We start from the raw sequence: 24,404 nt of genomic DNA on the forward strand, positions 1-24,404 counted from the left end.
GCAAAAGCCGCATTTCCCCCTACAATCGGCCCCAGGAAGATCGACTAGAAAGGGTCGTCACATGGCCGAGGCGGACCGTGTACCCGCCGGGATCAACCCGAACGTGCCCAGCGTCGCGCGCATGTACGACTACTACCTCGGGGGCCGGGACAACTTCGCCGCCGACCGCGAGGCGGCCGAGAAGATGATGGAGATCGGCCGGCGGATGGGCAACGACGCCCGCGAGATCGCCCTGGCCAACCGCGCCTTCATCGGTCATGCCGTACGCATGCTCGCCGAGGCCGGGGTGCGCCAGTTCATCGACATCGGCGCGGGCCTGCCCACCCAGGACAACGTGCACCAGGTGGCCCAGCGGCACGCCCCGGGCTCCCGTGTCGTCTACGTCGACAACGACCCCATCGTGCTGGTCCACGCCCGCGCGCTGCTGGCCAGGGACCCGGACGTCCTGGCGATCGAGGGCGACCTCAAGGATCCCGACGCCATCATGGACGACCCGCGCGTCGCGGAGCACCTCGACCTCTCCCAGCCGTACGCGGTCCTGCTGGTGGCGGTGCTGCACTTCGTCCACGACGACGCCGAGGCCGACCAGATCGCCGCGCGCATCCGCCGGCGCCTGCGGCCCGGGGACCACATGGTGCTGTCGCACCTCCTGTACGCGGGCCACGACATGGACGAGGTCGCCACCGCCGGGCAGCGGGTCTACTCCGGCACGACCTCGGGCGGCCTGGCGCGGCGCGGCTACGACGAGATCGCCTCCTACTTCGACGGCCTGCACCTGCTCGGCCCGGGCGTCGTGCCGGTGGCCGACTGGACGCCCGACGGCGTCCCCGGAGGCTCGTACGACCTCTCCAAGGGTGGCATCCTCGCCGGGGTGGGCCGCGCCTAACGGATGACAGACCCCGAGGGCGTTAGATTGGGGACATGTCCCTGACCCTCGAATTCGTCAGCACGATCAGGGCCGAGCGGTCCGGATTGACCGACAAGTTGTCCGACACCGACGGCATGACGGCCTGGGTGCGGACGCACGCGCCCGATCTCGGCGACCTCACCGTCTCCGAGGAGCTGCGCCAGGAGACGGTGCGCCTGCGCCAGGCCGTACGCGCGCTGCTCGCCAAGGCCGTGGCGCCGGGCCCGCCGAGCCGGGCGGACGCGGCGAGCCTGCCCGGGTTCGAGGAGTCGCTGGCCCTGGTCAACGCGACCGCCCTGGCCGCCCCCACCGCGCCCCAACTGCACTGGAGCGGGGAGCCCCACCTCACCACCGCGCCCGCGACGGACGCCGGCCCCGGCGTGCGCCTGCTCGCCAGGCTCGCCACGGCGGCCGTCGAGTTCCTCGCAGGGCCGGACCGCGCCCTGGTGCGCACCTGCCAGGCTCCGCGCTGCGTGCTCTATTTCGTCAAGGAGCACCCGCGCCAGGAGTGGTGCTCGACGGGCTGCGGCAACCGCGCCCGCGCGGCCAGGCACTACAGGGAGCACAAGAAAATCTAACGCTTGCAAGCCCGAGTTGCCGTTATAGTCTCTTTCTAACGGCAACTCGGCTGTGCATGCGTTAGAGGAGAGTGGAATGTCCTTCCAGACCGGACATATCGGGCTCAACGTCACCGATCTTGACAAGTCCAAAGAGTTCTACACGCGTGTCTTCGGCTTCACGGTGGCGGGCGAGTCGCAGGAGGACGGCCGCCGGTACGCGTTCCTGACCCAGGACGGCGCGCTGATGCTGACGCTCTGGCAGCAGAGCGCGGGCCGCTTCGAGCCCGCCCGTCCGGGGCTGCACCACCTGTCGTTCCAGGTGGCGGACCTCGACGCGGTGCGCCGGGCGGAGTCCGTGATCAGGGAGATCGGCGCGACCCTCTTCCACGACGGCGTCGTGCCGCACCGCGAGGGCGCCTCGTCGGGCGGCGTGTTCTTCGCCGACCCCGACGGCATCCGGCTGGAGATCTTCGCCCCGGACGGCGCCGGCGACCGGCCCGCGCCCAGCTCTGACGCGCCGACCTGCGGGTTCTTCTAATGAGGCATCCGGGCGAGGTCGCCGTGCAGCGCCGGGCGGGGGTTCGGCTGGAGGAGCACGGCAGCTCGCGGACGCGTCCGGAGATCCCGGAGGTGGCGGCCGAGTTCCTGCGGGACCAGCACCTGATCGTCCTGGGCGCGGCCGACGACGGCGGGCGCGTCTGGGCCGGCGTGCTCACGGGCCCCGCGGGTTTCGCCGCCGCGACGGACGACCGCACGATCGTGCTGCACGCCCTGCCGGGCGCCGACGACCCCCTGCACGGGCTGTTCGAGCGGGAACGGGACATCGGCCTGATCGCCATCGAGCCGCACACCCGGCGCCGGATGCGCGTGAACGGCACCGCCGTGCGGGCCGGCGACGCCCTGGTGGTGTGGACGGAGCAGGTCTACTCCAACTGCCCCAAGTACATCCAGACCCGCTCCCCCACGTCCACCCCGGGCAGGCCCGCAGGACTGGGACGCGGGACCTCGCTGCCGGACCGGCACCGTACGTGGATCGCGGAGGCGGACACGTTCTTCATCGCCACCCGCGCCGAAGGGCTCGGGGCGGACGTGTCGCACCGGGGCGGCAACCCCGGATTCGTCCGGGTGACGGGGGCGCGCTCGCTGGAGTTCGCGGACTACCAGGGCAACTCGATGTACATGACGCTGGGCAACCTGGAGCTGGACCCGGCGGCCGGGCTGCTGTTCGTGGACTGGGAGCGCGGGGAGACGCTGCAGCTCACGGGCCGGGCCCGGGTGGAGTGGGGGGACCAGCGGGTGGTGCGCTTCGAGCTGGACGAGTATGCGCACCTGGGCGGCACCGTGTCGCCCGGCTGGACCGCCCCCGGATATCACCGCTTCAATCCGCCGGTCCAGGCAGGCGCTTCTCGAACCAGTGATGCGCGTACGGCTCCTCGCTGAACGCCGCCACCTCCCGATAACCGCTCGCCCGGTAGAGGGCGACGGCCTCCGCGAGCGCCCGGTTGGTCTCCAGCCGCAGCGTGCGGACGCCGTGGGCGACCGCCTGGCCCTCGGCCTCGGCGAGCAGCCGCCGCCCGAGCCCCAGCCCGCGCACGGCCGGGTCCACCCACATCCGCTTGATCTCGGCGGACCCGGCCGCGCGGTGGAGCTTGACCGCCACGCACCCCACCGGCTCGGCGTGCAGCTCGGCGACCAGCAGCAGCCCGGCCGGGGGCCGCAGCTCGGCGTCGGTGGCGGAGATGCTGCGCGCCGGGTCGAAGCCGTCCTCGAACCGGCGGGCCAGCTCGTCGGCGTAGGCCTGGAGGCAGTGGCGGGCGCCGGGATGGCGCGGATCGAGGACGTCGACCCTGACCATGGAGGCGAGGAGCAGGCGCTCGACCTCGGACATGGCGGCCACGAGGCGGTCGCGCTGCGTGCCTGAGAGCGGCTCGAGGATGGCCGCCGCCGCCGCGTCCGACCGGCGATCCAGCTCCTCCCGCTCGGCCAGCCCCGCCCGCGTGAGCCGGGCCGTGCGGACGCGGCCGTCGGAGCCACCGCCGTCGGAGCCACCGCCGTCGGAGCCGCCGCCGTCGACGACCACCAGCCCGTCGGCCTCCAGCGACCGCAGCAGCCTGCTCAGGTAGCCGGAGTCGAGGTCGAGCCGCGTCCGCAGGGCGCGCACCTCGCTGCCCTCCGCGCCGATCTCCCAGAGCACCCGCGACTGCCCGAGCGCCCGGTCCCGGGCCAGGAACCTGTCGTTGAGCGCCCCGATCCGCTGCGTCACCGTCCGCTGGAACCGCCGCACCTGCCCGATCGCCACACCGTCCATATCTCTGACTTTAGTCAGAGAATTCGCCCTCCGCACGGTCACATCCACGGACCCGCGATCGGCACCGCGCTGTAGTCCTCCCCCGTGACCGGGCGGATCTCCTCCCAGCGCACCCATCGCGCGCCCTCGCTCGCCCGTGGCGGCCAGAGCAGGAATCCCCATCGCACCCCTTCCGTGTCGTCGCCCCAGGCCAGCAGGTAACGGGCCGTCGTGGCGTGCTCCACGACGGGCGGCCGCCAGAGCTCGGGCAGGTCCTGCGTGTCGGTATCCATACCGATCATTATACGAACACGCATTCGAGATCTCTAGGAGTGCTAAGCTATGACCGAATATCCGATCCAGTCATAGGGACATACATGGCTGTGGCATTCACGGCGGAGGACCGGGCGCGCATCACCGCGTCCCTGCTCGACACCGCCGAAGAGCTCTTCGCCGCCCAGGGCCTGAAGAAGACCTCGCTCGACGAGCTGGTCGCGGCCTCGGGCATCGCCAAGGGCAGCTTCTACGCGTTCTTCGAGTCCAAGGAGGAGCTCTACAAGGAGGTGATGATCCGCAGGGCGCCGATGCTCGGCAGGCGGCTGGCCGCCGCGCTCGACCGGCCGCCCGGCGTCGAGGCGCTCGCCCACATCATGCGCGAGCTGATCGACGTGCTCACCACCGACCCGTTCTACCGGCGCCTGCTCACCCGGCCCGAGGAGCTGGAGGCGGTGGCACGCAGGGTCGGCGCCGAGGAGGTCGCCCGCGTCACGCCTCACCTGCTGACGCCACTGCTCGACTACCTCGCCCGAGGGCAGGCCGACGGCGTCATCGTCGCGGACGTGCCGCCCGAGGTGCTGGTCGGCGTGCTGCGCACCGCCGGCCTGCTGGTGCTCAACCGCGACAGGTTCGGGCCCGACCACTCCCAGGTGGTCGAGGCCACCGTCAACGCGCTCGCAAGGGGGCTCATCGCATGAACACGCTGAACAAGTACGCGCAGGCCGCAGGCATGACGGACGAGGCGTGGCAGCGGCACGCCAACCCGTGGAGCGTCTGGACCAGGTTCGCGGCCATCCCGCTGATGATCGCGGCCATCTGGAGCAGGGAGTGGATCGGCTGGTGGGCCCTCGGCCCGGTGGGCCTGGTCGTCGTCTGGCTGGCGGTCAATCCGCACGTCTTCCCGGCGATCGAACAGCCCCGGAGCTGGTCGGCCCGGGGCATCTACGGCGAGAGGCTGTGGCTGCGCGACCGGTCGCTGGTCACCGGCGACCACCGGAACGTGCAGCGGCTGCTCATCGGGGTCGGCTCGGCGGGGTTCGCGCTGCTCGTCTGGGGGCTGGTCGCGCTCGATCCCTGGCCGACGGTGTTCGGCGCGACATTGATCACGGTCGGCCAGCTCTGGCGCATCGACCGGCTCGGCCAGCTCTACCTGGCCTCGCGGGACAGCGCCGGAAAACACGAAACCGCCCCTGCCCACCGAAGTGGATCAGAGACGGCCTGATCGGGGTGGAGCTATGGGGATTCGAACCCCAGACCTCCTCCATGCCATGGAGGCGCGCTACCAACTGCGCTATAGCCCCTTGTTGCGTGTACGAGTCTAGCCGACTTCAGGACCGCCCAAGCACACGTTAAAAACCAAGCATACGGAGGGTAAAAGCTTGCTACTGTCCGTTGCCGTGCTCAGCGTGCAACCACTGCCCATGACCCCGCGATGTGCCCGGATCCTCGACGAGCGCGAGCATGCCGTGATCGGCGTCAGCGCGCTCAACGGATACTTCACCCCCCGGACGATCAGTCACCTCCTCGACTGGGCGACCAGGACGTTCACGCGGGTCCACGTCCTCGTGCCCGGCGTCGAGCTGGCCGGGACGCTGGTCGCGAGAGGGTGTCCGGCGGGCAAAGCCGGGGCCAAGGCGCGGGCGGCCGCCAACAACACGCGCAACCGGGTCGTCCGGGCGCTCGACGCCCTCGACCCGCCCAACGCCACCGTGTTCGACTGGAACGAGCTGGCGCACGATCCGGGATACGCCGAGGCGAGGACGAGGCTGGAGCGGCTGTTCGCCACCGATCCGGTCTTCAGCGAGCACTGCCTGGACGCGGTGCGCCCGATCGTCGGCGTGCCGGAGCTCTCGCGCGAGCAGGCCGCGAACGCGCTGCCGTTCCTGCTGGCCGAGCTGCCCTTCGTGATCGACACCCCGTCGATCCTCGGCACGCGCTCGTCGGTGTTCTGCTATCCCCGGCCGATGCCGCTGGTGGACCTGCTCTACGCCGGCCTGCTGCCCGTGCGCCCGGCGCACGGGCAGGGATTCGTCTCCACCGCATTGACACAGGCCACCCGGCCCGCCCACCATCTCAGTAACGCCAGGTAAATGCATCGTCACGAGGGGTGGCCAGCCATGGATACACATGCCCGCAATGCTGGACATGCGTTTGACACGAGCGACATGGACCACAACGGCTACCTCGACCACCGCGACATGATCGTGGTCGCGTCCGCGCTGGGCGCCCGGCTCGGACTGTCCGGGCAGGACGCGCAGCGGGTCAGTGACGCGTACGAGCGGGTCTGGCAGTACGCCGTGCGCCACATCGGCACCGACGCCGAGGGCCGCATCAGCAGGAGGTCCTACATCGACTACGCGCTGGCCCCCGGGCGCGACCGCGCCGAGTTCGTGGCCAACGTGGTCAGGCCGATCACCGACGCCCTCTGGGACGCGCTCGACGCCGACGGCGACGAGCGGCTCGACCGGGCCGAGTTCCTGCTCCTGTGGTCGGCGTACGACGTGGCGGGCGCGGCCTCGCGGGCGTCGTTCGAGCGGCTGCGCGGCAAGAAGGTCGCGCACGTGTCGAAAGACGGGTTCGCCCAGGCGATGTACGACTTCTACTACGGCTCCGCCGCCGCGCCCATACTCGGCTGAAGCCTCTCACCCCACCGAGCGAGCCTGGTCGATGAGCTGGACCAGCTCCGTCACCATGGGGTCCTCGGTGGCCGGCGCCAGCCGGGCGGCCTGCTCCTTGAGCTCGGGCAGGTCCATGCCGAACGCCTTCCGGTCCCGCAGGTAGACCGCGAACCCGGCCACCACCACGTCCACCTGGAACCTGACCGGCGCCTTGTTGAGCGACGCGGCCAGCTCGTCGGCCCGAAGCGCCTTGCTCTCCTCGGAGGCGGTCCGGGTGTCGGGGTCCTGCCAGCGCACGGTGGCCTGGGCGAGCTGCCCGTCGGCGCCCGGCTTGAGCCGCAGCGAATAGAGCGCGGTGACCGAGTGGCCGGGGCCGATCTCGCCGCCGTCGCGGGCGTCGTCGCGGAAGTCCTCCGTGGCCAGCGCGCGGTTCTCGTACCCGATGAGCTGGTAGCGCTCCACCACCGACGGGTTGAAGACCACCTGGGCCTTGGCGTCGCGCGCCTGCAACTCGATGTTCGCGGGGAGCTGCGTGGTGAAGATCTTGTCGGCCTCCTCCTGGGTGCTGACGTACACGGCCATGCCGTCGCCGTTGTCGGCGAGCTGCTCCATCAGCTCGTCGCCGTAGTCGCGGCCGACGCCGACGGTGAGCAGCGTGACCTGCTTGCCCGCGTGCTCCTTGACCCGGTCGAGGAGGGCCTGCCACTCGGTGGCGCCCTGGTTGGCCAGGCCGTCGGAGAGCAGGATGACCCGGTTCGTGGCGGCGGGGCGGAACGCCTTGGACGCCTCCTGGTAGCCGGTGACGAGCCCCGCCTCCAGGTTGGTGCCGCCCGAGACGGTCAGCTCGTTCACCGCGTCGCGCAGCTCCTGCCTCGCGGTCAGCGGGGTCATCGAGGCCAGCACGTCGGCGTCGTCGCTGAAGGACACGATCGACACCTGGTCGCCGGGCGCGAGCTGTTCGAGCAGCTTGAGCAGGGCCGACTTGACCAGGTCCAGCCGCCCGGTCTCGGCCATCGAGCCGGACACGTCGACGACGAACGTGAGGTTGGCGGGCCGCCGCGCCGCCGCGTCCGACCCGCGCGTCTGCAGGCCCACGCGCAGGATCGCCTGGTCGCGCTCCGGCAGCCGCGCGCCGTCCACGTGCACCGCGAAGCCGTCGTCCGGCGGCGGCGCGTAGTCCTGCCGGAACGCGTTGACCCACTCCTCCGGGCGGATCTCGCCGGGCTCGGGCCAGCGGCCCTCCTGGAGGGTGCGGCGGGCGTAGCCGTACGAGGCCGTGTCCACGTCCAGGGCGAACGTGGAGATCTGGGCCGTGGTCGTGTCCTCCTCGCCGTTCGTCTTGGCGGGTGACGCGCTCGGGCGGACCGGGGCCGGTTCCGCGTTCGTCGGAGCCTTCGCCGCGCGTTCACTGCCGGCCGAGCCTCCGGGGCCGCCTCCGCACGCGGAGAGGGCGAGCAGCGCAACAAACCCGATTCCCGCCGCTAAAGGACGAAATTTCATTGCAACCACCTCCACGCCTTTCGACGGAAGTCGGTCCGCGATGGCCGAGCCGGTGACGTAAGCGAGCGCAAACCGCGATCGACGCGTGATCAGTTGCGACAAAAGGGACAGTTGGGGTGCGGAGGGACGCGAGACCGGCTTCTGAATGTGGCCCTAACGTGACAGCGCCGCGTCCTCGACCCGCACCCGTACGGTGAGCAGCACCGCGTTGGCGGCGGCGAAGGCCAGCGCGGTGAGCCAGGCCGTGTGCACCATCGGCAGCGCCAGGCCCTCGGCGACCACGGCCACGTAGTTGGGGTGCCGCAGCCACCGGTACGGGCCCCGGCGCACCAGCGGCAGGCCCGGCACCACGACCACGCGGGTGTTCCACTGCCTGCCCAGCGTGCCGACGCACCACCAGCGCAGCCCCTGGGCCAGGACGACGACCGCGAGCATCGGCCAGCCGAGCAGCGGGACGAAGGGGCGGCCGAGCAGCCATACCTCGGCGGGCGCCGCCCCGAGGAGCGCCGCGTGGGCCAGGACGATCCAGGGGTAGTGCCGCCGGCCGTGCTCGACGCCGCCCCTGGACCTGGCCCAGGCCAGGTTGCGGCGGGCCACCGCCAGCTCGGCCAGCCGTTCCAGCGCGACCAGCCCGATCAGGACGAGGTACGCGCTCACCAGTGCAGCAGCAACAGCTCGGCGGAGAACCCGGGCCCCAGCGCGAGGAGCACGGCGGGCGCGTTCGGCCGGCCCCGCGTCTCCTGGAGCACGTGCAGCACCGAGACCGAGGACAGGTTGCCGTGCTCGCGCAGCGACCGCCAGGTCACGTCGAGCGCCTTGGGAGGCAGGGCGAGGGTCTGCCCGATCGCCTCGACGACCTTGGGGCCGCCGGGATGGCAGACCCAGGTGGCGACCTGCTCGGGGGTCAGGCCGTAGTCCGCCAGGAACGCCTTGATGTCGCCGGCCAGCACCTGCTCCACGAACGCGGTCAGGTCGGGGTCCAGCACGATCCGGAAGCCGTGCGGCCCGACCTCCCATCCCATGAGGTGCTCGGTGTCCGGATAGAGCCTGCTGCGGGTGGCGACGACCTCGGGGCCCTGCCCGCGCCCGGTCGCCACGACGGCCGCCGCGCCGTCCCCGAACAGGGCGCTGGCCACCAGGTTCGCGATCGAGGTGTCGTTCCGCTGGATCGTCAGCGAGCACAGCTCCACGCACACCAGCATCGCGACGTGGTCGGGCCAGCCGCGCAGGTAGTCGTGCAGGCGCGCCAGCCCCGACGCCCCCGCCGCGCACCCGAGGCCGAACACCGGCACCCGCTTGACGTCCGGCCGCAGCCCCACCCGTTGGGCCAGCCTGGCGTCGAGCGAGGGCGTGGCGATGCCGGTGGTCGAGCAGAACAGCAGGTGGTCGACCCGTTCCGGGCGCACGCCGGCCTTGTCCAGGGCGCCCTTGACGGCCTGTTCGCCCAGGTCGAGGGCTAGTTCGAGGTACATGTCGTTCGCGCGGGCGAAGGAGTCGAGCTTGGTGTAGTCGGCCAGCGGGAGCGCGAGATTGCGGCCTTCCACGCCGGCCGCCGCGTGGAATCGGCGCAGCAGCTCCTCGTCGCAGTCGGTCAGCCGGGAGAACGCCTCGGTGATCTCCGCCTGTGTGTAGCGGTGATCGGGCAAAACGGTCTGCACAGCCGATATATACATATACCTCTCTTGCCGCTGAAAGGCTGGGGCTAACATGCGAGGCATGCTCCTGCCGCAACCCTCCAGGCCGCACCGGGTGGCCGTGCTGGCGTTCGACGGCATGGCGCCGTTCGAGCTCGGCTGCGTCGTGGAGTTCTTCGGGCTGGCCCGGCCCGAGCTGGACATCGCCTGGTACTCGCTCGCGGTGTGCGCGGAGACGCCGGAGCCGCTGCGGGTGGTGGGCGGGTTCACCATGCAGGCGGCGCACGGGCTGGACGTGCTGGCCGAGGCCGACACGGTGATCGTGCCCGGGGTGGCGGACGTGCGCGGGGCCGTCTCCGGCGCGCTCGTGTCCGCGCTGCGGCACGCGCACTCGCGCGGCGCGCGCGTGGTGTCGATCTGCTCGGGCGCGTTCGCGCTGGCGGCGGCCGGGCTGCTCGACGGGCGCGAGGCCACCACGCACTGGAGGTACGCCGAGCTGCTCCAGGAGCGCTTCCCGCTCGTCCGGGTCAACCCCTCGGTCCTGTACGTGGACGGCGGCGACGTGCTGACCAGCGCGGGCAGCGCGGCGGGCCTCGACCTGCTGGTCCACCTCGTACGCACCGACCACGGGCCGGGCGTGGCCAACGCCGTGGCCCGCCGCCTGGTCATACCGCCGCACCGGGAGGGCGGCCAGGCGCAGTTCATCCAGGCCGCCGTGACGCCGGTGACGGACGACGACGGGGTGGCCAGGGCGATGGCCTGGGCCCTGGGGCACCTGGCCGAGCCGATCGCCGTCGCGGACCTGGCCGGGGTGGCGCACATGTCGGAGCGCTCGTTCATCAGGCACTTCAAGCGGCAGACCGGCACCAGCCCGCTGCGGTGGGTGATCTCGCAGCGGGTGGCGGCCAGCCTGCCGATGCTGGAGTCCACCGGGGCGCCGGTCGAGGAGATCGGGGCGGCCGTCGGGTTCGAGAGCGCGGTGACGTTCCGGCACCACTTCACGCGGGCCATGCGCACGTCGCCGTCGGCGTACCGGCGGGCCTTCAGCGCGTAAACCCCCTGCATGCCAGGGAGCCTCAGGCCGTGAGCCGCCACAGCGAGGTGACCTCGGCGGCGCGGGCCTCGTGCAGCGGGTCCTGCTGGTCCTTCGGGCGGTTGTGCCGGGGCGGGACGTCGAGGCGCCCGGCCACGCGCAGCCCCGCCCGCTCGAAGGCGGCCAGCAGGTCGGCCCGGGTGCGCAGGCCGAGATGCTCGGCCAGGTCGGAGAGGATGAGCCAGCCTTCGCCCGCCGGCTCCAGATGCCCGGCGAGACCGTCGAGGAACCCGTTGAGCATCCGCCCTCCGGGATCGTAGACGGCCTGGTCGAGCGGCGAGACGGCCTTGGCGGGCAACCACGGCGGGTTGCACACGACCAGCGCCGCCCGGCCGGGCGGGAACAGGTCGGCGCGCACGACCTCCACCCGGTCGTCCAGCCCGAGACGGGCGAGGTTGTCCTCCGCACACGCGACGGAGCGCTCGTCGAGGTCGGTGGCCACGACCTGCCGAACGCCCCGCTCGGCCAGCACGGCGGCCAGCACGCCGCTGCCGGTGCCGATGTCGAAGGCCAGCCGGGGGTCCTCCGGCAGCGGCGCCCGCGCGACCAGATCGACGTATTCGCCCCTGATCGGCGAGAACACGCCGTGGTGCGGGTGGATGCGGGCCCCGAGCGCCGGGACGTACACGCCCTTGCGCCGCCACTCGTGGGCCCCGATCAGGCCGAGCAGCTCGCGTAGCTGACCCACCGCCGGCGGAGCGTCGGCGCCGTACACCTCGGCGCACGCCTCGCGCACGTCCGGGGCCCTGCGCAGCGGCACCACGTGGCCCTCATCGAACGGGACGAGCAGCATGCCCAGGGTGCGGGCGCGCTGGGACCTGGCCTGGCGGTAGCGGTGGAACCCGGCGCCGGGGGCGGCGGGCTTGCACCGGCGCCCCATGGCCGTCAGCAGCTGGCGGGCGTTCTGGAAGTCGCCCTGCCAGAGCAGCGCGGTGCCCTCGCAGGCCAGCCGGTACGCGGTGGCGGCCGTCATCGTGTCATCGGCTGTGATCACCCGGCTGGGCGGCGGCACGCCCAGTGCCGAACGCCAGATCGCCGACCGTTCCTGCCCTGCCTCGGTCCAGTGGATCATCAGAACCCGACCGTTTCACATGCCGTGCCCGCACGGCCACCCATTTACGCCAGCAGGGGCTATCGGGCGCGGAGGGTGAGAGCGGCGATCAGCGCGCTCTGATCAAGATTGTCGTAGCGCTCCGCTAGCGTCCGGGTTCGTTCATCCACGTCCATCACGTCGTGAGAGAGGAATCCCGTGGGTTTATCCACAAAGGTCGGGCGCCGAATTTCGGTGCTGGTGGCCGTCGTCGCCCTGGCAACCGGCGCCCTGACCTCCGGAGCGCAGGCCGCCCCGAATCCGGTCACCTTCGGCGCGGTCTCCGCTTCGCCGAAGGCCCGATCCGGCGCCTGCCCGACGGCCGTGACGCTGTCCACCACGGTCAAGGTCAAGGCGCCCGTGACGCTGAAGTACGCGTGGACCTTCAGCGACGGAGACCGGGGCAGGGCCAGGACGTACAAGGTCGGCGGCAAGGGGCTCAAGACCGTCCGGCTGTCCACGTCGCTCAAGGTCACCGGCGACGCCCGCGGCTGGGGCGCGGTTCGCCTGGTCAGCCCGGTGCGGAAGACGTCCGGGAAGGCGTCGTTCTCCGTCACCTGCACCGGTGACGGGACGGGCACGGGCGACACGTGGGACAGCGTGACCAGCTCCGCCGTGGGGGTCGCCGCCCCGCCGGCCGGCTCGCCCACACCGGCTCCCACCGGGCAGGCCGGCGACACGCCCGCACAGAACCAGGTCGGCAAGGCCACCATCGCCTTCGAGCGGACCACCGCGTCGAAGTGCCCGGTGACCTTCAAGATCCACGGCTCCTTCGAGGGGCTTCCGACCGGCGCGCAGACGGTTCAGTACCGCGTCGTCGGCACCCAGGAGTGGAAGACCGTCGACGTGCCGGCCGACCACGGCGCCGTCTTCACCACCGTCTTGGAGACGTTCGAGTGGGGCTGGGAGACCGAGGAGAGCTCGATCCGGATCGAGGTCAACCAGCCGGACGGCCTGAGGTCCAACCTCCTCCACTACTTCGCGTGCCGCCCGCCGGTCGGCGGCGAGCAGGTCGGCGTCGCCGCCGAGGACATCGCGCTGACCGCCGACGGCGGCCCGCTGGCCGAGCTGGTCGCCGACGCCATGCTTGAGTCGGTCCAGTCGGTCTCGGGGGCGCAGGCCGCGCTCGTCAGCAAGTACGGGATGCACAACGGCCTCAAGGCCGGGCCGATCAAGTACCAGGACCTGTACGGCGTCCAGCCCGCGGGATTCGCCCCCGACGTGCGGACGGTGACAGGGGCGCAGCTCAAGAAGTTCCTCGTGCCGACGAGCCCGAACGCGGGAGTGGCGACCCCCTCGGCCGGGCTTCGCTACACGCTGAAGGACGGCGTCGTCACCGAGCTCACGCTGAACGGCACCCCGGTCGCCGACACCCAGGTGCTCAAGATCGCGATCAACTATGTGATGAGCGGCGGCTGGCAGGGCTTCCCGCAGTGGAAGGGCACCAGCGGCGTGTACTACGGCGGGCCGGACGACACGGCGGCGCTGGCGTCGTACCTCGCCGGCCACTCCCCGGTTCGCGCCCCCGCGGGCGACCGCGTCACCGTCGAATAAGGAGGCGGCGACCGCCGGGCGGGGCGTGCCCCCGTCCGGCGGTCAGCGTGCGCGTCCGGCGGTGACGAGCTCGCGGGTCGCCGACCTCGGCCGCGAACCGCTCCACCGTCGCGAGCTCGTCCGTCATCAGGATGAACGCGCTGACCCCGTGGTCCAGGGTGAGGCCGGCGAGCTCTTCGGCTCACTGGTCCGGCGGCCCGTCGAGCAGGCCGCGACCGGAGCCGGCGAAGCGGCCCGAAATGTTCAGCAGCCGGCGTACGTCGGCGGGGCCGGCCGTCGTGGCGGTTCAGCGGGTGAAGTCGAAGGTGTAGGAGTGCGAGCCGTCAGGGGCGATGACGATGTCCATCTCGCCCCTGAGCCCCCGCAGTTCCCCCGTCGCCGAGTCGGGGACGACCGAGATCCTCAGCGACTGCTCGCCGCGGTCGCTGACCGCGTTGTGCTGCACGACGAAGGCCCCCGTGCGGCCGTCGAGGGTGCCCTCGATGCGCTCCATCGCCACGTACGACATGGAGTCCTCGACCTCCGTCGAGGCCGTCAGCAGGTAGACGACGCTGGTGCCCGTCAGGTCCCCGTGGAAGGTCTTGGACATGGTCACCAGCCCGAACGAGACGCCGTCACGCTCCACGAACGGCGGCTTGGCGTCCCAGTCTGCGGTGTCGAAGGTTCCCTTGGCGGTCATTGCTCCATCGTGCCGGTCATACCTGTCAGATCCCGTCAGGTACCGGCGAGCCGCTCGACCACCGGCGCGAACTCGTCCAGGTACTGGGCGTTCACCGACACGTACGAGACGCCGAGCCGGTCGCGGCGCCTGCGGAGTGTGTCCGCCATCTCGTCCGCGGTGCCCAGCAGGACCCCGGTGCCGCCGGCCGGGACGTTCAGCCAGGAGGGCGGCTCGGCCCCGGCGGCCGCGAGGTTCATGCTGAGCTCCAGGTCGTGGAAGCGGTCGCCGGCCAGCTCGTAGAGCTCGTCCAGCTTCGCCGCCACCTGGTCCTCCGTGTAGTGCGGCGGCACGCCGAGGGCCACGGTGTCGGCCTTCCGCGCGGCGAGCCGCATGAGCCTGGTCCCGGACGCGGCGACCAGGACGCGTACGTCCTTGACCGCGTCGATGGTCCGGGCGACCCGCTCGATGCGCTCGCCGGGCGTGCCGTACGCGACGCCGAGCGCCGCGGCGTCCCGCTCCGCGTCCGGGCGTCCGGCGCCCAGGCCCAGCTCGAAGCGCCCGTCGGTGAGCGCGTGCAGGGTCGAGGTCTCCCACGCGACGGCCTCGGGAGTCCGGTTGGCGGCGCTCAGCACGAACGTGCCGACGCGCAGGGTCGTCGTGGCCGTCGCGGCCACGGCGGCGGCGGCGAAGGGCGACAGCGTGCCGAGCGTGTCGGGCACCAGCAGCGTCGAGTAGCCGAGGCTCTCCGCCCTGCGGGCCAGGCCGGTCCACGCGCCGGCGTCGGTGGCATGTCCGGCGACCGCGCCGAACCTGAACAGGTGATCCGTCATGCCACCAACGATCGCGGATCCATGCCCCGGCGACATCGTCCCCCGGACCGGTGGTCGCCTACATCCGGGGGCGCACGACCGCGCGGGAGTGCTACTCCTGCAGCAGTATCCGCGTGAACTCGTTGGCGAACTTGCCCTCGGGGTCGAGCCGCCGCACCAGCGAGCGGAACTCGTCGGGGCACGAGGGCCGGCGGGTGAACAGCTTGCCCCAGTGCGGCCTGGGCGCGAACGGCGCCAGCGTCTCCTCCACCAGCTCCAGCACCGGCAGCACGGCGGCCACGTCCCGGATCCAGGTGAAGTGGATGCCGACGCTGTCACGGCCGCGGAAGGGGCTCAGCCACAGGTCGTCGGGGGCGATCGAGCGCACCTCCGAGATCTGCAGGACGGGCCGGATCCGGTCGCCGATCGCGTACAGCTCGCGCAGCGCCTTGACCGCGTGCTCCCTGGGCAGGATGAGCTCCGACTGCAGCTCGTTGCCCGCGCCGCTCGGCTCGGCGTCCGGCCGGAAGTGCGGCAGCCGCTCGTACCAGGGGCCCGGCACGCCGAGCTGGATCGTGCAGTTCTCCGCCGACATGCCGGGCAGGGGGTGGCGGGGGCCGTCGGCCGGGGTGGTGCCGTGCCAGTCGGCGTCGGTCAGTTCCTCGGTGCTCTTCAGCCAGACGCGGGTGTCGCGCCAGTCGGTGAAGAGACTGACGCTGTACGCGCCGGACATGATCTGGTCGAAGTCGGCGAGCGCGGCCACGCTCAGGCCCTCGCGTACGTACTGGCGCACCTCGAAGGCCGGCACCAGGTCGAGGGTCAGGGAGGTGACGACGCCGAGCGCGCCGAGGGCCACCACCGCGCCGGGGAAGTCGGCGTCGCCGCGGGAGAGCGTCAGCACGGAGCCGTCGGCGGTGACGAGGTCGAGCGACGACGCGGCGGAGGCCAGGCCGGGCACGGCGTCGCCGGAACCGTGCGTGCCGGTCGCGACCGAGCCGGCCACGGAGATGTGCGGCAGCGAGGCCAGGTTCGCCAGCGCGAACCCGGCCCGGTGCACCTGCGGGGCGAGCCGCGCGTACGTCATGCGCGCGGGCACCCGCACCGTGGCCGCCGCGCTGTCGATCTCCACCGCGTCCGGCATCCGGTCGAGCACGACGAGGTCGCCGTCGGTGTCCGCGACGTCGTTGAACGAGTGGCCGCTCCCCAGCGCCCGCACGCGGGAGCCGGCCGAGACGAGCCGCTGGAGCTCGTCGAGGGAGGTCGGATGATGAACGTCTCGCGCCCGAAATGCGGTGTTTCCCGCCCAATTGGTCAGCGTCACGGCATTACCTTCCCACAAACCACCTTGTCAGCCCCGCCCCGGGGCCGCTAGCTTCATGAGCCGCTGACGGAGGTGTGCCGTGCTCTATTTGTCCGAGGCCATCGGCCTTGCCACGCTCGTGCTGTGGCTCTACTGCCTCTTCGACGCGATCACCACACCCGACGTGCTCTGCAGGAACCTGCCGAAGATCCTCTGGGTGCTCCTCGTGCTGCTGTTCCCGCTGATCGGCTCCGTCGCCTGGCTGGTGGCGGGCCGCCCGGACCGGTCGCAGGCGGTCACGCGGCCGAACGCGGTCCCCGAGCAGGACCGCCCTGGCCGCCCCGCCGCCACCAACCCGGACGACGACGAGGAGTTCCTGCGCCGCCTCCGCGAACGCGCGGAGGAGCAGCGCAGGAACGCCCCCAAGAAACCGCCCGAGGACTAGAAGCCCTGGGCCAGGCGGTAGTACGCCTGGTTCCAGCGGATCTCCTTGGCGAACCGCTCGGTCGTCGTCTCGGCGTCGATGATCAGCAGCTCCACACCCAGCATGTCGGCCAGGTCGGTCAGCTCCTCGCGGCCGACCGCCGTCGAGAGCACCGTGTGGTGCGGCGCGCCCGCCGTGAGCCACGACTCCGTGGACGTGCGCAGGTTGGGGCGGGGGCTCCAGACCGCGCGGGCGACCGGCAGCTTGGGCAGCGGCTGCGGCGGGGCCACCAGGTCGATCTCGTTGGCCACCAGCCGGAACCGGTCACCCATGTCGGCCAGGCCCACCACGATGCCGGGGCCGGGCTCGGCGTCGAACACGAGCCGGACCGGGTCCTCCCGGTTGCCGATGCCCAGCGGGTGGATCTCGCACGACGGCGTGCCGGCGGCGATCGAGGGGCAGACCTCCAGCATGTGCGCGCCCAGGATGAGCTCCTGGCCGGGCGACATGTCGTAGGTGTAGTCCTCCATGAACGACGTGCCGCCGGGCGTCATGGCCTTCAGGGTGCGCAGGAGGACCGAGGTCTTCCAGTCGCCCTCGCCGCCGAAGCCGTAGCCGTCGGCCATGAGCCGCTGCACGGCCAGGCCGGGGAGCTGGCGCAGGCCGCCCAGGTCCTCGAAGTTCGTGGTGAACGCCTTGAAGCCGCCCGACTCCAGGAAGCCGCGCAGGCCCAGCTCGATCCTGGCCGCGTAACGCAGCGACTCGTTGCGCTCGCCGAGCAGCTCGGGGGCCACGGTGTACTGCTCGGCGTACTCCTTGACCAGCGCCGTCACGTCCGCGTCCGAGGCCGCGTCCACGACCTCCACCAGGTCGTTCACGCCGTAGGTGTTGACCGAGACGCCGAAGCGGAGCTGCGCCTCGACCTTGTCGCCCTCGGTGACCGCCACGTCGCGCATGTTGTCGCCGAAGCGGGCCAGCTTCAGCGTGCGCACCTCGGCCAGGCCCTTGGCGGCGCGCACCCAGGTCAGGATGCGCTCGCCCACGTACGGGTCACTGACGTGCCCGGCCACGGTCTTGCGCGGCACGCCCAGCCGCGTCTGCACGTGGCCGAACTCGCGGTCACCGTGCGCGGCCTGGTTGAGGTTCATGAAGTCCATGTCGATGGTGCTCCACGGGAGCTCCACGTTGGCCTGCGTGTGCAGGTGCAGCATCGGCTTGCGCAGCGCGTCCAGACCCGCGATCCACATCTTGGCCGGGGAGAACGTGTGCATCCACGTGATCACGCCCGCGCACGAGTCGTCGGCGTTGGCCTCCAGCATCACCCGCCTGATCGCCGCCGCGTCCGTGAGCACGGGCTTCCACTCGACGGGCATCGGCAGCTGCTCGGCGATCCGCTGAGACTGCTCGGCCACCTGGCGCAGTGTGTCCTCGCCGTACAGTCCCTGGCTGCCGGTCAGAAACCAGATCTTCAACGCGGGCTCCTCTGTCCGTAGACGTTCTGATAACGGTCGTACAGGCGGTCGATGTCGTCCTGCGGGATGGGCAGCGGCTCGCCGAGCTGCCTGGCCACGTGGACGGTGCGGGCCACGTCCTCGCACATCACGGCCGCCTTGACGGCCGCCTTCGGGTCTTTGCCGATGCTGAACACGCCGTGGTTCTGCATGAGGACGGCCTTGGAGCGGTGGCCCTTGAGCGTCTCGACGATGCCCTGGCCGATCGAGTCGTCGCCGATCAGCGCGAACGGGCCGAGGGGGATCTCGCCGCCGAACTCGTCCGCCATCGCCGTCAGCACGCAGGGGATGGCCTCGCCGCGCGCCGCCCAGGCCGAGGCGTAGGTGGAGTGCGTGTGCACGACGCCGCCGACGTCGGGCATGTTGCGGTAGACGTACGCGTGCGCGGCGGTGTCGCTGGACGGCGAGTGCTCGCCCTCCACGAGGTTGCCGTCGAGGTCGCACACGACCATGTTCTCCGGGGTCAGCTCGTCGTAGGAGACCCCGGACGGCTTGATGACGAACAGGTCCTCGCCCGGGACCCGGCCCGAGACGTTGCCCGCGGTCCAGACGACCAGGTTGTAGCGGACCAGCTCCGCGTGCAGGTCGGCGACGATCTTCCTCATGAATGGGCCTCGTTCCTGATCGCGCGGAGGGTGTGCAGCATCTTTCCGTCCCCGAAGAAGTCGTGGAGCCTGCGGTACTCGGCGTAGAGCCGGTCGTAGGCGTCGGCACCGGCCTCGTCGGGCACGTACGCGGCCTCGGTGCGCTTGCCCATGGCCGTGGCGGCCTCCTGGATGCCCGGGTAGGCGCCGGCGGCGACGGCCGCGTGGATGGCCGAGCCGAGCGCGGGGCCCTGGTCGGAGCCGATGACCGAGAGCGGGCGGCGCAGCACGTCGGCGTAGACCTGCATGAGGAAGCGGTTCTTCAGCAGGCCGCCGGCGACCACGAACTCCTCGACCGGCACGCCCGACTTCTCGAAGGTCTCCACGATCATCCGGGCGCCGAACGCGGTGGACTCGATGAGCGCCCGGTAGACGTCCTCGGGCTTGGTGGCCAGGGTCTGGCCGATGATCACGCCCGAGAGGTTGTGGTCCACGAGCACCGAGCGGTTGCCGCCGAACCAGTCGAGCGCGACCAGGCCGTGCTCGCCGACCGCCTGCTTCTCGGCCAGCGCGGTCAGGCTCTCGTGGTCGAGGTCGCCCGCGAAGTTGTCGACGAACCAGGCGAAGATGTCGCCGACCGCGGACTGGCCCGCCTCGTAGCCCCAGAGGCCGGGCACGATGCCGTCGCATACGACGCCGCACATGCCGGGCACCTCGGCGAGCTGGTCGCTGGGCATGATGTGGCAGGTGGAGGTGCCCATGATGGCCACCATCTGGCCGGGCCTGACGGCGTCGGCGGCGGCCGCGGTGACGTGCGCGTCCACGTTGCCGACGGCCACGGCCACGCCCTCGGGCAGGCCGGTCCACTCCGCGGCCTGGGCGGTCAGGCGCCCGGCGAGGCCGCCGAGCGGGGCCAGCGTGGTGCCGTCGACCTGGTCGCCGACCTGACCTGTGGCGAGCTTGCTCACGAACCCGGCGAAGCCGGGGTTGAGCTCGGCCAGAAACTCCTCGGACGGGTAGGCGCCGTCCTGGAAAATCCCCTTGTAACCGACAGTGCAGATGTTGCGGCTCTCGACGCCGGTGAGCTGCCAGATGATCCAGTCGGCGGCCTCGATCCACCGCTCGGTCCTGGCGTACACCTCGGGGGCCTCCTCCAGGACCTGCAGGCCCTTGGCGAACTCCCACTCCGAGGAGATCTTGCCGCCGTAGCGCGGCAGCCAGCTCTCGCCCCGGCGCGCGGCCAGCTCGTTGATCCGGTCGGCGTGCGACTGCGCGGCGTGGTGCTTCCACAGCTTCGGCCACGCGTGCGGCTCGGACGGGGTCTCGAAGCACAGCGGCGTGCCGTCCGCCGTGGTGGGCAGCACGGTGCAGGCGGTGAAGTCGGTGCCGATGCCGATGACCTGCTCGGGCGCGACACCCGAGGCGGCGATCGCCTGGGGTACGGCGGTCTTCAGCACGTCGATCCAGTCCTGCGGCGACTGCAGCGCCCAGTCCGGGCCCAGCCTCTCGTCGGACCCCGGCAGGCTGTGCTCGATGACGCGGTGGGCGTACTCGTAGACGGCACTGCCCAGCTCTTCGCCATCGCTCACGCGGACGACGACGGCACGCCCCGAGAGCGTGCCGAAGTCGACTCCGATCACGTAACTGTTAGCGTTCACATTGCACTCCAGGGGATTTTCTTCTGTGGCATGCCCATCATCCAATGCCGGGCCCTAATGTCGGGCCGCGGTGCTGGACCGCACGACGAAGCTGGGCGGGACGACCAGGCGCTCGTACGCGGTGGGCCCGACGTCGATCTGCCGCAGCAGCACCTCGATGCAGTGCCTGCCCACCATGTCGAAGTCCTGCCTGACCGTGGTGAGCGGCGGCGAGAAGAACTCCGACTCGGGGATGTCGTCGAAGCCCACCACGCTGATCTGGTCGGGGACCCGCACGCCCGCCTCGCTCAGCGCGCGCAGCACGCCGAGCGCCATCTGGTCGTTGCCGGCGAACACGGCCGTGACGCCCTCCATCGCCGCCAGGCTCTTGCCCGCCTCGTAACCGGCGCGCGGGCTCCAGTCACCGGCCAGCGGCTCGGGCACCGGCCGCCCCGCCTCCTCCAGGGCGGCGCGCCAGCCCTCGATCCGGCCCTCGGTCTCCAGCCAGTCGGGGGCGCCGCTGACGTGCCAGACGGTCTCGTGTCCCAGCTCCAGCAGGTGGCGGGTGGCCAGCCTGGCGCCCTGGACCTGGTCGATGCAGACCACCGACACGTCGGCGCTGTGGGTGCCCTCGACGGCGACCGCCGGCATGCCGGCCGGCAGGTTCTCCAGGGCGCGCCGGGCCGAGCGCTGCGGCGCGACCACCACCACCCCGTCCACGCCCTGCTCGGCGAGATAGTCGATGGCGTCGCGCACGCCGGCCGCGTCGATCGACTTCAGGCTGACGATGCTCACGAAGTAGCCCGCGGTCCTGGCCGCCTGCTCGATGCCGTAGATCGTGCTGGCCGGGCCGTACAGCGTGGTGTCGAAGCTCACCACGCCGAGCGTCCTCGACCGCTTGGTGACCAGGGCGCGGGCGACCAGGTTACGCCGATAGCCCAGCCGGGTGATCGCCTCTTCCACCCGGGCGCGGGTGTCCGCCCGGACGTTCGGGTGGTCGTTGAGCACCCGGGAGACCGTCTGATGCGACACGCCTGCTTCCTTGGCCACATCGGCCATGACCGGCAGGCGGCGCTTGGGGGTCGTCACGGTCTCTCCTTTCGCTGGGCTCAGGGGATTTTACTAACGAGCGGCACCTGCCCTGCGCTTGGTCCACACATCGAACGCGACGGCAGCCAGGAGGACCGCCCCCTTGACGAGCATGACCCGCTCGCTGGGCGAGCCGATCAGGGACATGCCGTTGTTGATGACCGCCATGATCAGGCCGCCGGTGATGGCGCCGACCACCTTGCCGACGCCGCCCTGGACGGCCGCGCCGCCGATGAAGGCCGCGGCGATGGCGTCCAGCTCGAAGCTGTTACCTGCGGTGGGACCCGCCTGGTTGAGCCGGCCGGCGAAGATGATGCCGGCGATGGCCGACAGCACGCCCATGTTGACGAAGATCCAGAAGACCACCGACTTGACCCGCACGCCGGACATGACGGCCGCTTGGAGGTTGCCGCCGATGGCGTAGATCTGCCGGCCGAAGACCGTGCGGTTGGCCATCAGCGAGTAGCCGAGCACGAGCACCGCCAGCAGCACCAGGACCCACGGGAGGTTCTTGAAGCGGGCGAGCTGCACGACCAGGAAGAGGATCAGCGCGGCTCCGGCCGCCAGCTTCAGCACGAACAGCGCCATCGGCTCCACGGCCTGGCCGTAGCCGCGGCGCGCGTTGCGGGTGCGCCACTGGGAGACCGCCATGCCGGCGATGGCGATGATGCCGATCAGCAGGCTGAACAGGTCGGCGCCGCCGAGCGGGCCGAGGCCGATGTTGCGGAGGTAGCCGTTGGTGAAACCGTTGGCCAGCGTGCGAACCTGGTCGGGGAACGGGCCGATGCCCTGGTTGCCCAGCACGGTCAGCGTCAGCGCCCTGAACAGCAGCATGCCGGCCAGCGTCACGATGAACGCCGGGATGCCGAAGTACGCGATCCAGTAGCCCTGCCAGGCCCCGATGAGCGCCCCGGCCACGAGCGTGACGAGCAGGGCCAGCGGCCACGGCCAGCCCATGTTCACCATGAGCACGGCCGCCAGCGCTCCCGTGACCGCCACCACCGAGCCGACCGACAGGTCGATGTGCCCGGCGATGATGACCAGGATCATGCCGATCGCGAGGATCAGGACGTAGGAGTTCTGGACGATGATGTTGGAGATGTTCTGCGGCTGGAGCATCGCGCCGTCGGTCAGCACCGAGAACAGCACGACGATCAGCGCGAACGCGATGTAGATGCCGCTGGATCGCAGGTTGAGCGAGACTCCGCCGAGCGACACCCTGCCCGGCTGCCGCGGCCCTCCCCCATCGCCCTTGGCGCCGACCTCGACGTCGGCGGGCGTGATGCTACTCATTTTTCCTGTCCCTTGGTCATCAGGTACATGAGGTGTTCCTGCGTGGCCTCCTGGCGCGGCACCTCGCCGGTGATCCGGCCCTCGGAGAGGGTGTAGATGCGGTCGCACAGACCGAGCAGCTCGGGCAGCTCGGAGGAGATCACGAGCACGGCCTTGCCCTGGTCGGCCAGGCGGTTGATGATCGTGTAGATCTCGTACTTGGCGCCGACGTCGATGCCTCTGGTGGGCTCGTCGAGGATGAGCACGTCAGGCTCGGTCAGGATCCACTTGGAGAGCACGACCTTCTGCTGGTTTCCACCGCTCAGCTTGCCGACGATGCTGTTGACGCTGGGCGCCTTGATGTTCATGCTCTTGTGGAACTGCTCGGCGACCCGGTACTCCTCGTTCTCGTTGACCCAGCCGCGCCTGGACAGCCCGGTGAGCCCGGCCGCCGAGATGTTGCGCTTGATGTCCTCGATGAGGTTGAGGCCGTACCTCTTGCGGTCCTCGGTGGCGTAGGCGATGCCGTGCTTGATCGCGTCCTGGACGTTGCGGATCTCGATCGGCTTGCCGTCCTTGAAGACCTTGCCGGAGATGTGCACCCCGTACGTGCGCCCGAACACGCTCATCGCCAGCTCGGTGCGCCCGGCGCCCATCAGCCCCGCCAGGCCGACGATCTCCCCTCGGCGCAGCGTGAGGGCGGCGCCGTCGACCACCTTGCGGCCGGGCTGGCTGGGGCTGTAGACGGTCCAGTCCTCGACGCGCAGCACCTCGTCGCCGATGGTCGGCTCGTGGGGCGGGAAGCGGTTGTCGAGCGCGCGGCCGACCATGCCGGAGATGATGCGGTCCTCAGTGACGTCGCCGCTGGCCATCTCCAGGGTCTCGATCGTCTGCCCGTCGCGGATGATCGTGACGGCATCGGCGATCGCGATGACCTCGTTCAGCTTGTGGGAGATGATCACGCAGGTGATGCCCTCGTCCCGCAGGCCGCGCAGCAGGTCGAGCAGGTGGGCCGAGTCGTCGTCGTTGAGCGCGGCGGTCGGCTCGTCGAGGATGAGCAGCTTCACCTCTTTCGAGAGCGCCTTGGCTATCTCGACGAGCTGCTGCTTGCCCACCCCGATGTCGGCGATCGGCGTCGTCGGGTTCTCACGCAGGCCGACCCGTTTCATCAGCTCGCCGGCCTCGTAGTTGGTGCGGTTCCAGTCGATGAAGCCGCGCTTGGCTCGCTCGTTGCCGAGGAAGATGTTCTCCGCGATCGACAGCTGCGGGCTGAGCGCCAGCTCCTGGTGGATGATGACGATGCCGGCGTGCTCGCTGTCGCGGATGCCGCCGAACTCGACCGTCCCGCCCTCGAAGGTGATCTCGCCGTCGTACTCGCCGTGCGGGTAGACCCCGGAAAGCACCTTCATCAGCGTCGACTTGCCGGCGCCGTTCTCGCCGCAGATGGCGTGGATCTCGCCCCGCCGGACGGACAGATTGACGTTCTGCAGCGCCTTGACACCGGGGAACGTCTTGGTGATCCCGCTCATCCGCAAGATGTGCTCGGTCATTTTGCCCCTCGCTCAGGGAAGCCCCGGGGACCGGTGGGGTCCCCGGGG

General features: G+C 71.1%; 26 protein-coding genes and 1 tRNA gene. 11 read left to right on the forward strand and 16 right to left on the reverse strand.

Annotated elements, in window-relative coordinates; genetic code table 11:
- Nucleotides 1-61 precede the first annotated feature (61 nt).
- The 4 genes from ABZS69_RS20785 (at nt 62) to ABZS69_RS20800 (ending at nt 2,907) form a co-directional block, all read left to right on the forward strand.
- Nucleotides 62-886, forward strand: a complete 825-nt coding sequence (locus ABZS69_RS20785) for an SAM-dependent methyltransferase (protein ID WP_355374629.1) — start codon at nt 62-64, stop codon at nt 884-886.
- Nucleotides 887-921: 35 nt separating this feature from the next.
- The gene (locus ABZS69_RS20790) at nt 922-1,485 is read left to right on the forward strand and encodes an ABATE domain-containing protein (protein WP_355374632.1); all 564 of its coding nucleotides are present in this window, start codon (nt 922-924) and stop codon (nt 1,483-1,485) included.
- Nucleotides 1,486-1,561: 76 nt separating this feature from the next.
- Nucleotides 1,562-2,005, forward strand: coding sequence for a VOC family protein (locus ABZS69_RS20795; RefSeq protein ID WP_355374635.1), 444 nt, complete (start codon nt 1,562-1,564; stop codon nt 2,003-2,005).
- Nucleotides 2,005-2,907 carry a pyridoxamine 5'-phosphate oxidase family protein gene (locus tag ABZS69_RS20800; RefSeq protein ID WP_355374638.1) on the forward strand — a complete coding sequence of 301 codons (903 nt, stop codon included), beginning with the start codon at nt 2,005-2,007 and terminating at the stop codon, nt 2,905-2,907. The genes ABZS69_RS20795 and ABZS69_RS20800 overlap by 1 nt, the downstream gene beginning before the upstream one ends.
- Here the strand turns inward: ABZS69_RS20800 and ABZS69_RS20805 are convergent.
- On the reverse strand, nt 2,846-3,775 hold the full coding sequence (locus ABZS69_RS20805) for a GNAT family N-acetyltransferase (protein ID WP_355374640.1): 930 nt from the start codon (nt 3,773-3,775) through the stop codon (nt 2,846-2,848). The genes ABZS69_RS20800 and ABZS69_RS20805 overlap by 62 nt on opposite strands.
- A 38-nt stretch (nt 3,776-3,813) precedes the next feature.
- Nucleotides 3,814-4,047: a hypothetical protein gene (locus ABZS69_RS20810; protein WP_355374643.1), complete on the reverse strand. Its 234-nt coding sequence runs from the start codon at nt 4,045-4,047 to the stop codon at nt 3,814-3,816.
- Between the two features lie 84 nt (nt 4,048-4,131).
- On the opposite strand from ABZS69_RS20810, the gene ABZS69_RS20815 reads away from it, so the two are divergent.
- Nucleotides 4,132-4,728: a TetR/AcrR family transcriptional regulator gene (locus tag ABZS69_RS20815; RefSeq protein ID WP_355374646.1), complete on the forward strand. Its 597-nt coding sequence runs from the start codon at nt 4,132-4,134 to the stop codon at nt 4,726-4,728.
- Nucleotides 4,725-5,252, forward strand: a complete 528-nt coding sequence (locus ABZS69_RS20820) for a DUF6653 family protein (protein ID WP_355374649.1) — start codon at nt 4,725-4,727, stop codon at nt 5,250-5,252. The genes ABZS69_RS20815 and ABZS69_RS20820 overlap by 4 nt, the downstream gene beginning before the upstream one ends.
- A gap of 6 nt (nt 5,253-5,258) precedes the next feature.
- On the opposite strand, the gene ABZS69_RS20825 is transcribed toward ABZS69_RS20820, so the two are convergent.
- Nucleotides 5,259-5,331, reverse strand: a tRNA-Ala gene (locus ABZS69_RS20825).
- A 120-nt stretch (nt 5,332-5,451) separates the two neighbouring features.
- Here ABZS69_RS20825 and ABZS69_RS20830 point away from each other — a divergent pair.
- Both ABZS69_RS20830 and ABZS69_RS20835 read left to right on the forward strand, forming a co-directional pair.
- A complete protein-coding gene (locus tag ABZS69_RS20830; RefSeq protein WP_355374652.1) occupies nt 5,452-6,120 on the forward strand; it encodes a tRNA-dependent cyclodipeptide synthase in 669 nt (222 codons plus the stop codon).
- Nucleotides 6,121-6,195: 75 nt separating this feature from the next.
- Nucleotides 6,196-6,666: a hypothetical protein gene (locus ABZS69_RS20835; protein ID WP_355374654.1), complete on the forward strand. Its 471-nt coding sequence runs from the start codon at nt 6,196-6,198 to the stop codon at nt 6,664-6,666.
- A gap of 6 nt (nt 6,667-6,672) precedes the next feature.
- Here ABZS69_RS20835 and ABZS69_RS20840 read toward each other — a convergent pair whose 3' ends face one another.
- From ABZS69_RS20840 to ABZS69_RS20850, 3 genes are all read right to left on the reverse strand, one after another.
- The gene (locus tag ABZS69_RS20840) at nt 6,673-8,148 is read right to left on the reverse strand and encodes a von Willebrand factor type A domain-containing protein (protein ID WP_355374657.1); all 1,476 of its coding nucleotides are present in this window, start codon (nt 8,146-8,148) and stop codon (nt 6,673-6,675) included.
- Nucleotides 8,149-8,301: 153 nt separating this feature from the next.
- Entirely contained in the window at nt 8,302-8,805 is a 504-nt protein-coding gene (locus ABZS69_RS20845; RefSeq protein ID WP_355374660.1) for an isoprenylcysteine carboxylmethyltransferase family protein, read from the reverse strand.
- Nucleotides 8,802-9,866: a 3-oxoacyl-[acyl-carrier-protein] synthase III C-terminal domain-containing protein gene (locus ABZS69_RS20850; RefSeq protein ID WP_355374663.1), complete on the reverse strand. Its 1,065-nt coding sequence runs from the start codon at nt 9,864-9,866 to the stop codon at nt 8,802-8,804. The genes ABZS69_RS20845 and ABZS69_RS20850 overlap by 4 nt, the downstream gene beginning before the upstream one ends.
- Here ABZS69_RS20850 and ABZS69_RS20855 point away from each other — a divergent pair.
- A complete protein-coding gene (locus ABZS69_RS20855) occupies nt 9,865-10,836 on the forward strand; it encodes a helix-turn-helix domain-containing protein (protein WP_355374666.1) in 972 nt (323 codons plus the stop codon). The two genes, ABZS69_RS20850 and ABZS69_RS20855, sit on opposite strands and share 2 nt — an antisense overlap.
- 22 nt (nt 10,837-10,858) lie before the next feature.
- Here the strand turns inward: ABZS69_RS20855 and ABZS69_RS20860 are convergent, their stop codons facing one another.
- Nucleotides 10,859-11,947: a class I SAM-dependent methyltransferase gene (locus ABZS69_RS20860; protein WP_355374669.1), complete on the reverse strand. Its 1,089-nt coding sequence runs from the start codon at nt 11,945-11,947 to the stop codon at nt 10,859-10,861.
- Nucleotides 11,948-12,124: 177 nt separating this feature from the next.
- Here ABZS69_RS20860 and ABZS69_RS20865 point away from each other — a divergent pair, with 177 nt between their 5' ends.
- Nucleotides 12,125-13,519 carry a 5'-nucleotidase C-terminal domain-containing protein gene (locus tag ABZS69_RS20865; protein WP_355374672.1) on the forward strand — a complete coding sequence of 465 codons (1,395 nt, stop codon included), beginning with the start codon at nt 12,125-12,127 and terminating at the stop codon, nt 13,517-13,519.
- 286 nt (nt 13,520-13,805) lie between these two features.
- On the opposite strand, the gene ABZS69_RS20870 is transcribed toward ABZS69_RS20865, so the two are convergent.
- The 3 genes from ABZS69_RS20870 to ABZS69_RS20880 form a co-directional block, all read right to left on the reverse strand.
- Nucleotides 13,806-14,198 carry a DUF3224 domain-containing protein gene (locus ABZS69_RS20870; protein WP_355374675.1) on the reverse strand — a complete coding sequence of 131 codons (393 nt, stop codon included), beginning with the start codon at nt 14,196-14,198 and terminating at the stop codon, nt 13,806-13,808.
- A gap of 35 nt (nt 14,199-14,233) precedes the next feature.
- Complete coding sequence (locus ABZS69_RS20875) at nt 14,234-15,010, reverse strand: LLM class flavin-dependent oxidoreductase (protein ID WP_355374678.1); 777 nt, start codon at nt 15,008-15,010, stop codon at nt 14,234-14,236.
- Between the two features lie 91 nt (nt 15,011-15,101).
- Complete coding sequence (locus ABZS69_RS20880; protein ID WP_355374680.1) at nt 15,102-16,310, reverse strand: FAD-binding protein; 1,209 nt, start codon at nt 16,308-16,310, stop codon at nt 15,102-15,104.
- Between the two features lie 79 nt (nt 16,311-16,389).
- Here ABZS69_RS20880 and ABZS69_RS20885 point away from each other — a divergent pair, with 79 nt between their 5' ends.
- A complete protein-coding gene (locus tag ABZS69_RS20885) occupies nt 16,390-16,734 on the forward strand; it encodes a PLD nuclease N-terminal domain-containing protein (RefSeq protein WP_355374683.1) in 345 nt (114 codons plus the stop codon).
- On the opposite strand, the gene araA is transcribed toward ABZS69_RS20885, so the two are convergent.
- From araA to mmsA, 6 genes are all read right to left on the reverse strand, one after another.
- Nucleotides 16,731-18,185 carry an L-arabinose isomerase gene (gene araA / locus ABZS69_RS20890; RefSeq protein ID WP_355374686.1) on the reverse strand — a complete coding sequence of 485 codons (1,455 nt, stop codon included), beginning with the start codon at nt 18,183-18,185 and terminating at the stop codon, nt 16,731-16,733. The genes ABZS69_RS20885 and araA overlap by 4 nt on opposite strands.
- Nucleotides 18,182-18,829 (reverse strand): L-ribulose-5-phosphate 4-epimerase, encoded by a 648-nt coding sequence (locus ABZS69_RS20895; protein ID WP_350741736.1) that lies wholly within the window; start codon nt 18,827-18,829, stop codon nt 18,182-18,184. The genes araA and ABZS69_RS20895 overlap by 4 nt, the downstream gene beginning before the upstream one ends.
- Entirely contained in the window at nt 18,826-20,448 is a 1,623-nt protein-coding gene (gene araB / locus ABZS69_RS20900; RefSeq protein ID WP_355374935.1) for a ribulokinase, read from the reverse strand. Before araB ends, ABZS69_RS20895 begins: the two co-directional genes overlap by 4 nt.
- Before the next feature lie 72 nt (nt 20,449-20,520).
- Nucleotides 20,521-21,504, reverse strand: a complete 984-nt coding sequence (locus ABZS69_RS20905) for a LacI family DNA-binding transcriptional regulator (protein WP_355374938.1) — start codon at nt 21,502-21,504, stop codon at nt 20,521-20,523.
- Nucleotides 21,505-21,567: 63 nt separating this feature from the next.
- A complete protein-coding gene (mmsB, locus tag ABZS69_RS20910; protein WP_355374689.1) occupies nt 21,568-22,827 on the reverse strand; it encodes a multiple monosaccharide ABC transporter permease in 1,260 nt (419 codons plus the stop codon).
- Nucleotides 22,824-24,356, reverse strand: coding sequence for a multiple monosaccharide ABC transporter ATP-binding protein (mmsA, locus tag ABZS69_RS20915; RefSeq protein WP_355374692.1), 1,533 nt, complete (start codon nt 24,354-24,356; stop codon nt 22,824-22,826). The genes mmsB and mmsA overlap by 4 nt, the downstream gene beginning before the upstream one ends.
- Nucleotides 24,357-24,404 lie beyond the last annotated feature (48 nt).

This window comes from Nonomuraea sp. NPDC005650, assembly GCF_040605375.1.
Classification (GTDB): Bacteria; Actinomycetota; Actinomycetes; order Streptosporangiales; family Streptosporangiaceae; genus Nonomuraea.

Excerpts from the sequence above, each read along its gene's own strand:
- ABZS69_RS20835 (WP_355374654.1), top strand. The coding sequence starts at position 6,196 with ATGGACCACAACGGCTACCTCGACCACCGCGACATGATCGTGGTCGCG.
- ABZS69_RS20905 (WP_355374938.1), bottom strand. The coding sequence starts at position 21,504 with ATGGCCGATGTGGCCAAGGAAGCAGGCGTGTCGCATCAGACGGTCTCC.
- ABZS69_RS20870 (WP_355374675.1), bottom strand. The coding sequence starts at position 14,198 with ATGACCGCCAAGGGAACCTTCGACACCGCAGACTGGGACGCCAAGCCG.
- ABZS69_RS20855 (WP_355374666.1), top strand. The coding sequence starts at position 9,865 with ATGCTCCTGCCGCAACCCTCCAGGCCGCACCGGGTGGCCGTGCTGGCG.
- ABZS69_RS20790 (WP_355374632.1), top strand. The coding sequence starts at position 922 with ATGTCCCTGACCCTCGAATTCGTCAGCACGATCAGGGCCGAGCGGTCC.
- ABZS69_RS20805 (WP_355374640.1), bottom strand. The coding sequence starts at position 3,775 with ATGGACGGTGTGGCGATCGGGCAGGTGCGGCGGTTCCAGCGGACGGTG.
- ABZS69_RS20785 (WP_355374629.1), top strand. The coding sequence starts at position 62 with ATGGCCGAGGCGGACCGTGTACCCGCCGGGATCAACCCGAACGTGCCC.
- ABZS69_RS20795 (WP_355374635.1), top strand. The coding sequence starts at position 1,562 with ATGTCCTTCCAGACCGGACATATCGGGCTCAACGTCACCGATCTTGAC.
- ABZS69_RS20850 (WP_355374663.1), bottom strand. The coding sequence starts at position 9,866 with ATGCCTCGCATGTTAGCCCCAGCCTTTCAGCGGCAAGAGAGGTATATG.
- mmsA (WP_355374692.1), bottom strand. The coding sequence starts at position 24,356 with ATGACCGAGCACATCTTGCGGATGAGCGGGATCACCAAGACGTTCCCC.
- ABZS69_RS20860 (WP_355374669.1), bottom strand. The coding sequence starts at position 11,947 with ATGATCCACTGGACCGAGGCAGGGCAGGAACGGTCGGCGATCTGGCGT.
- mmsB (WP_355374689.1), bottom strand. The coding sequence starts at position 22,827 with ATGAGTAGCATCACGCCCGCCGACGTCGAGGTCGGCGCCAAGGGCGAT.
- ABZS69_RS20800 (WP_355374638.1), top strand. The coding sequence starts at position 2,005 with ATGAGGCATCCGGGCGAGGTCGCCGTGCAGCGCCGGGCGGGGGTTCGG.
- ABZS69_RS20820 (WP_355374649.1), top strand. The coding sequence starts at position 4,725 with ATGAACACGCTGAACAAGTACGCGCAGGCCGCAGGCATGACGGACGAG.
- ABZS69_RS20875 (WP_355374678.1), bottom strand. The coding sequence starts at position 15,010 with ATGACGGATCACCTGTTCAGGTTCGGCGCGGTCGCCGGACATGCCACC.
- ABZS69_RS20815 (WP_355374646.1), top strand. The coding sequence starts at position 4,132 with ATGGCTGTGGCATTCACGGCGGAGGACCGGGCGCGCATCACCGCGTCC.
- ABZS69_RS20895 (WP_350741736.1), bottom strand. The coding sequence starts at position 18,829 with ATGAGGAAGATCGTCGCCGACCTGCACGCGGAGCTGGTCCGCTACAAC.
- ABZS69_RS20830 (WP_355374652.1), top strand. The coding sequence starts at position 5,452 with ATGACCCCGCGATGTGCCCGGATCCTCGACGAGCGCGAGCATGCCGTG.
- ABZS69_RS20810 (WP_355374643.1), bottom strand. The coding sequence starts at position 4,047 with ATGGATACCGACACGCAGGACCTGCCCGAGCTCTGGCGGCCGCCCGTC.
- ABZS69_RS20840 (WP_355374657.1), bottom strand. The coding sequence starts at position 8,148 with ATGAAATTTCGTCCTTTAGCGGCGGGAATCGGGTTTGTTGCGCTGCTC.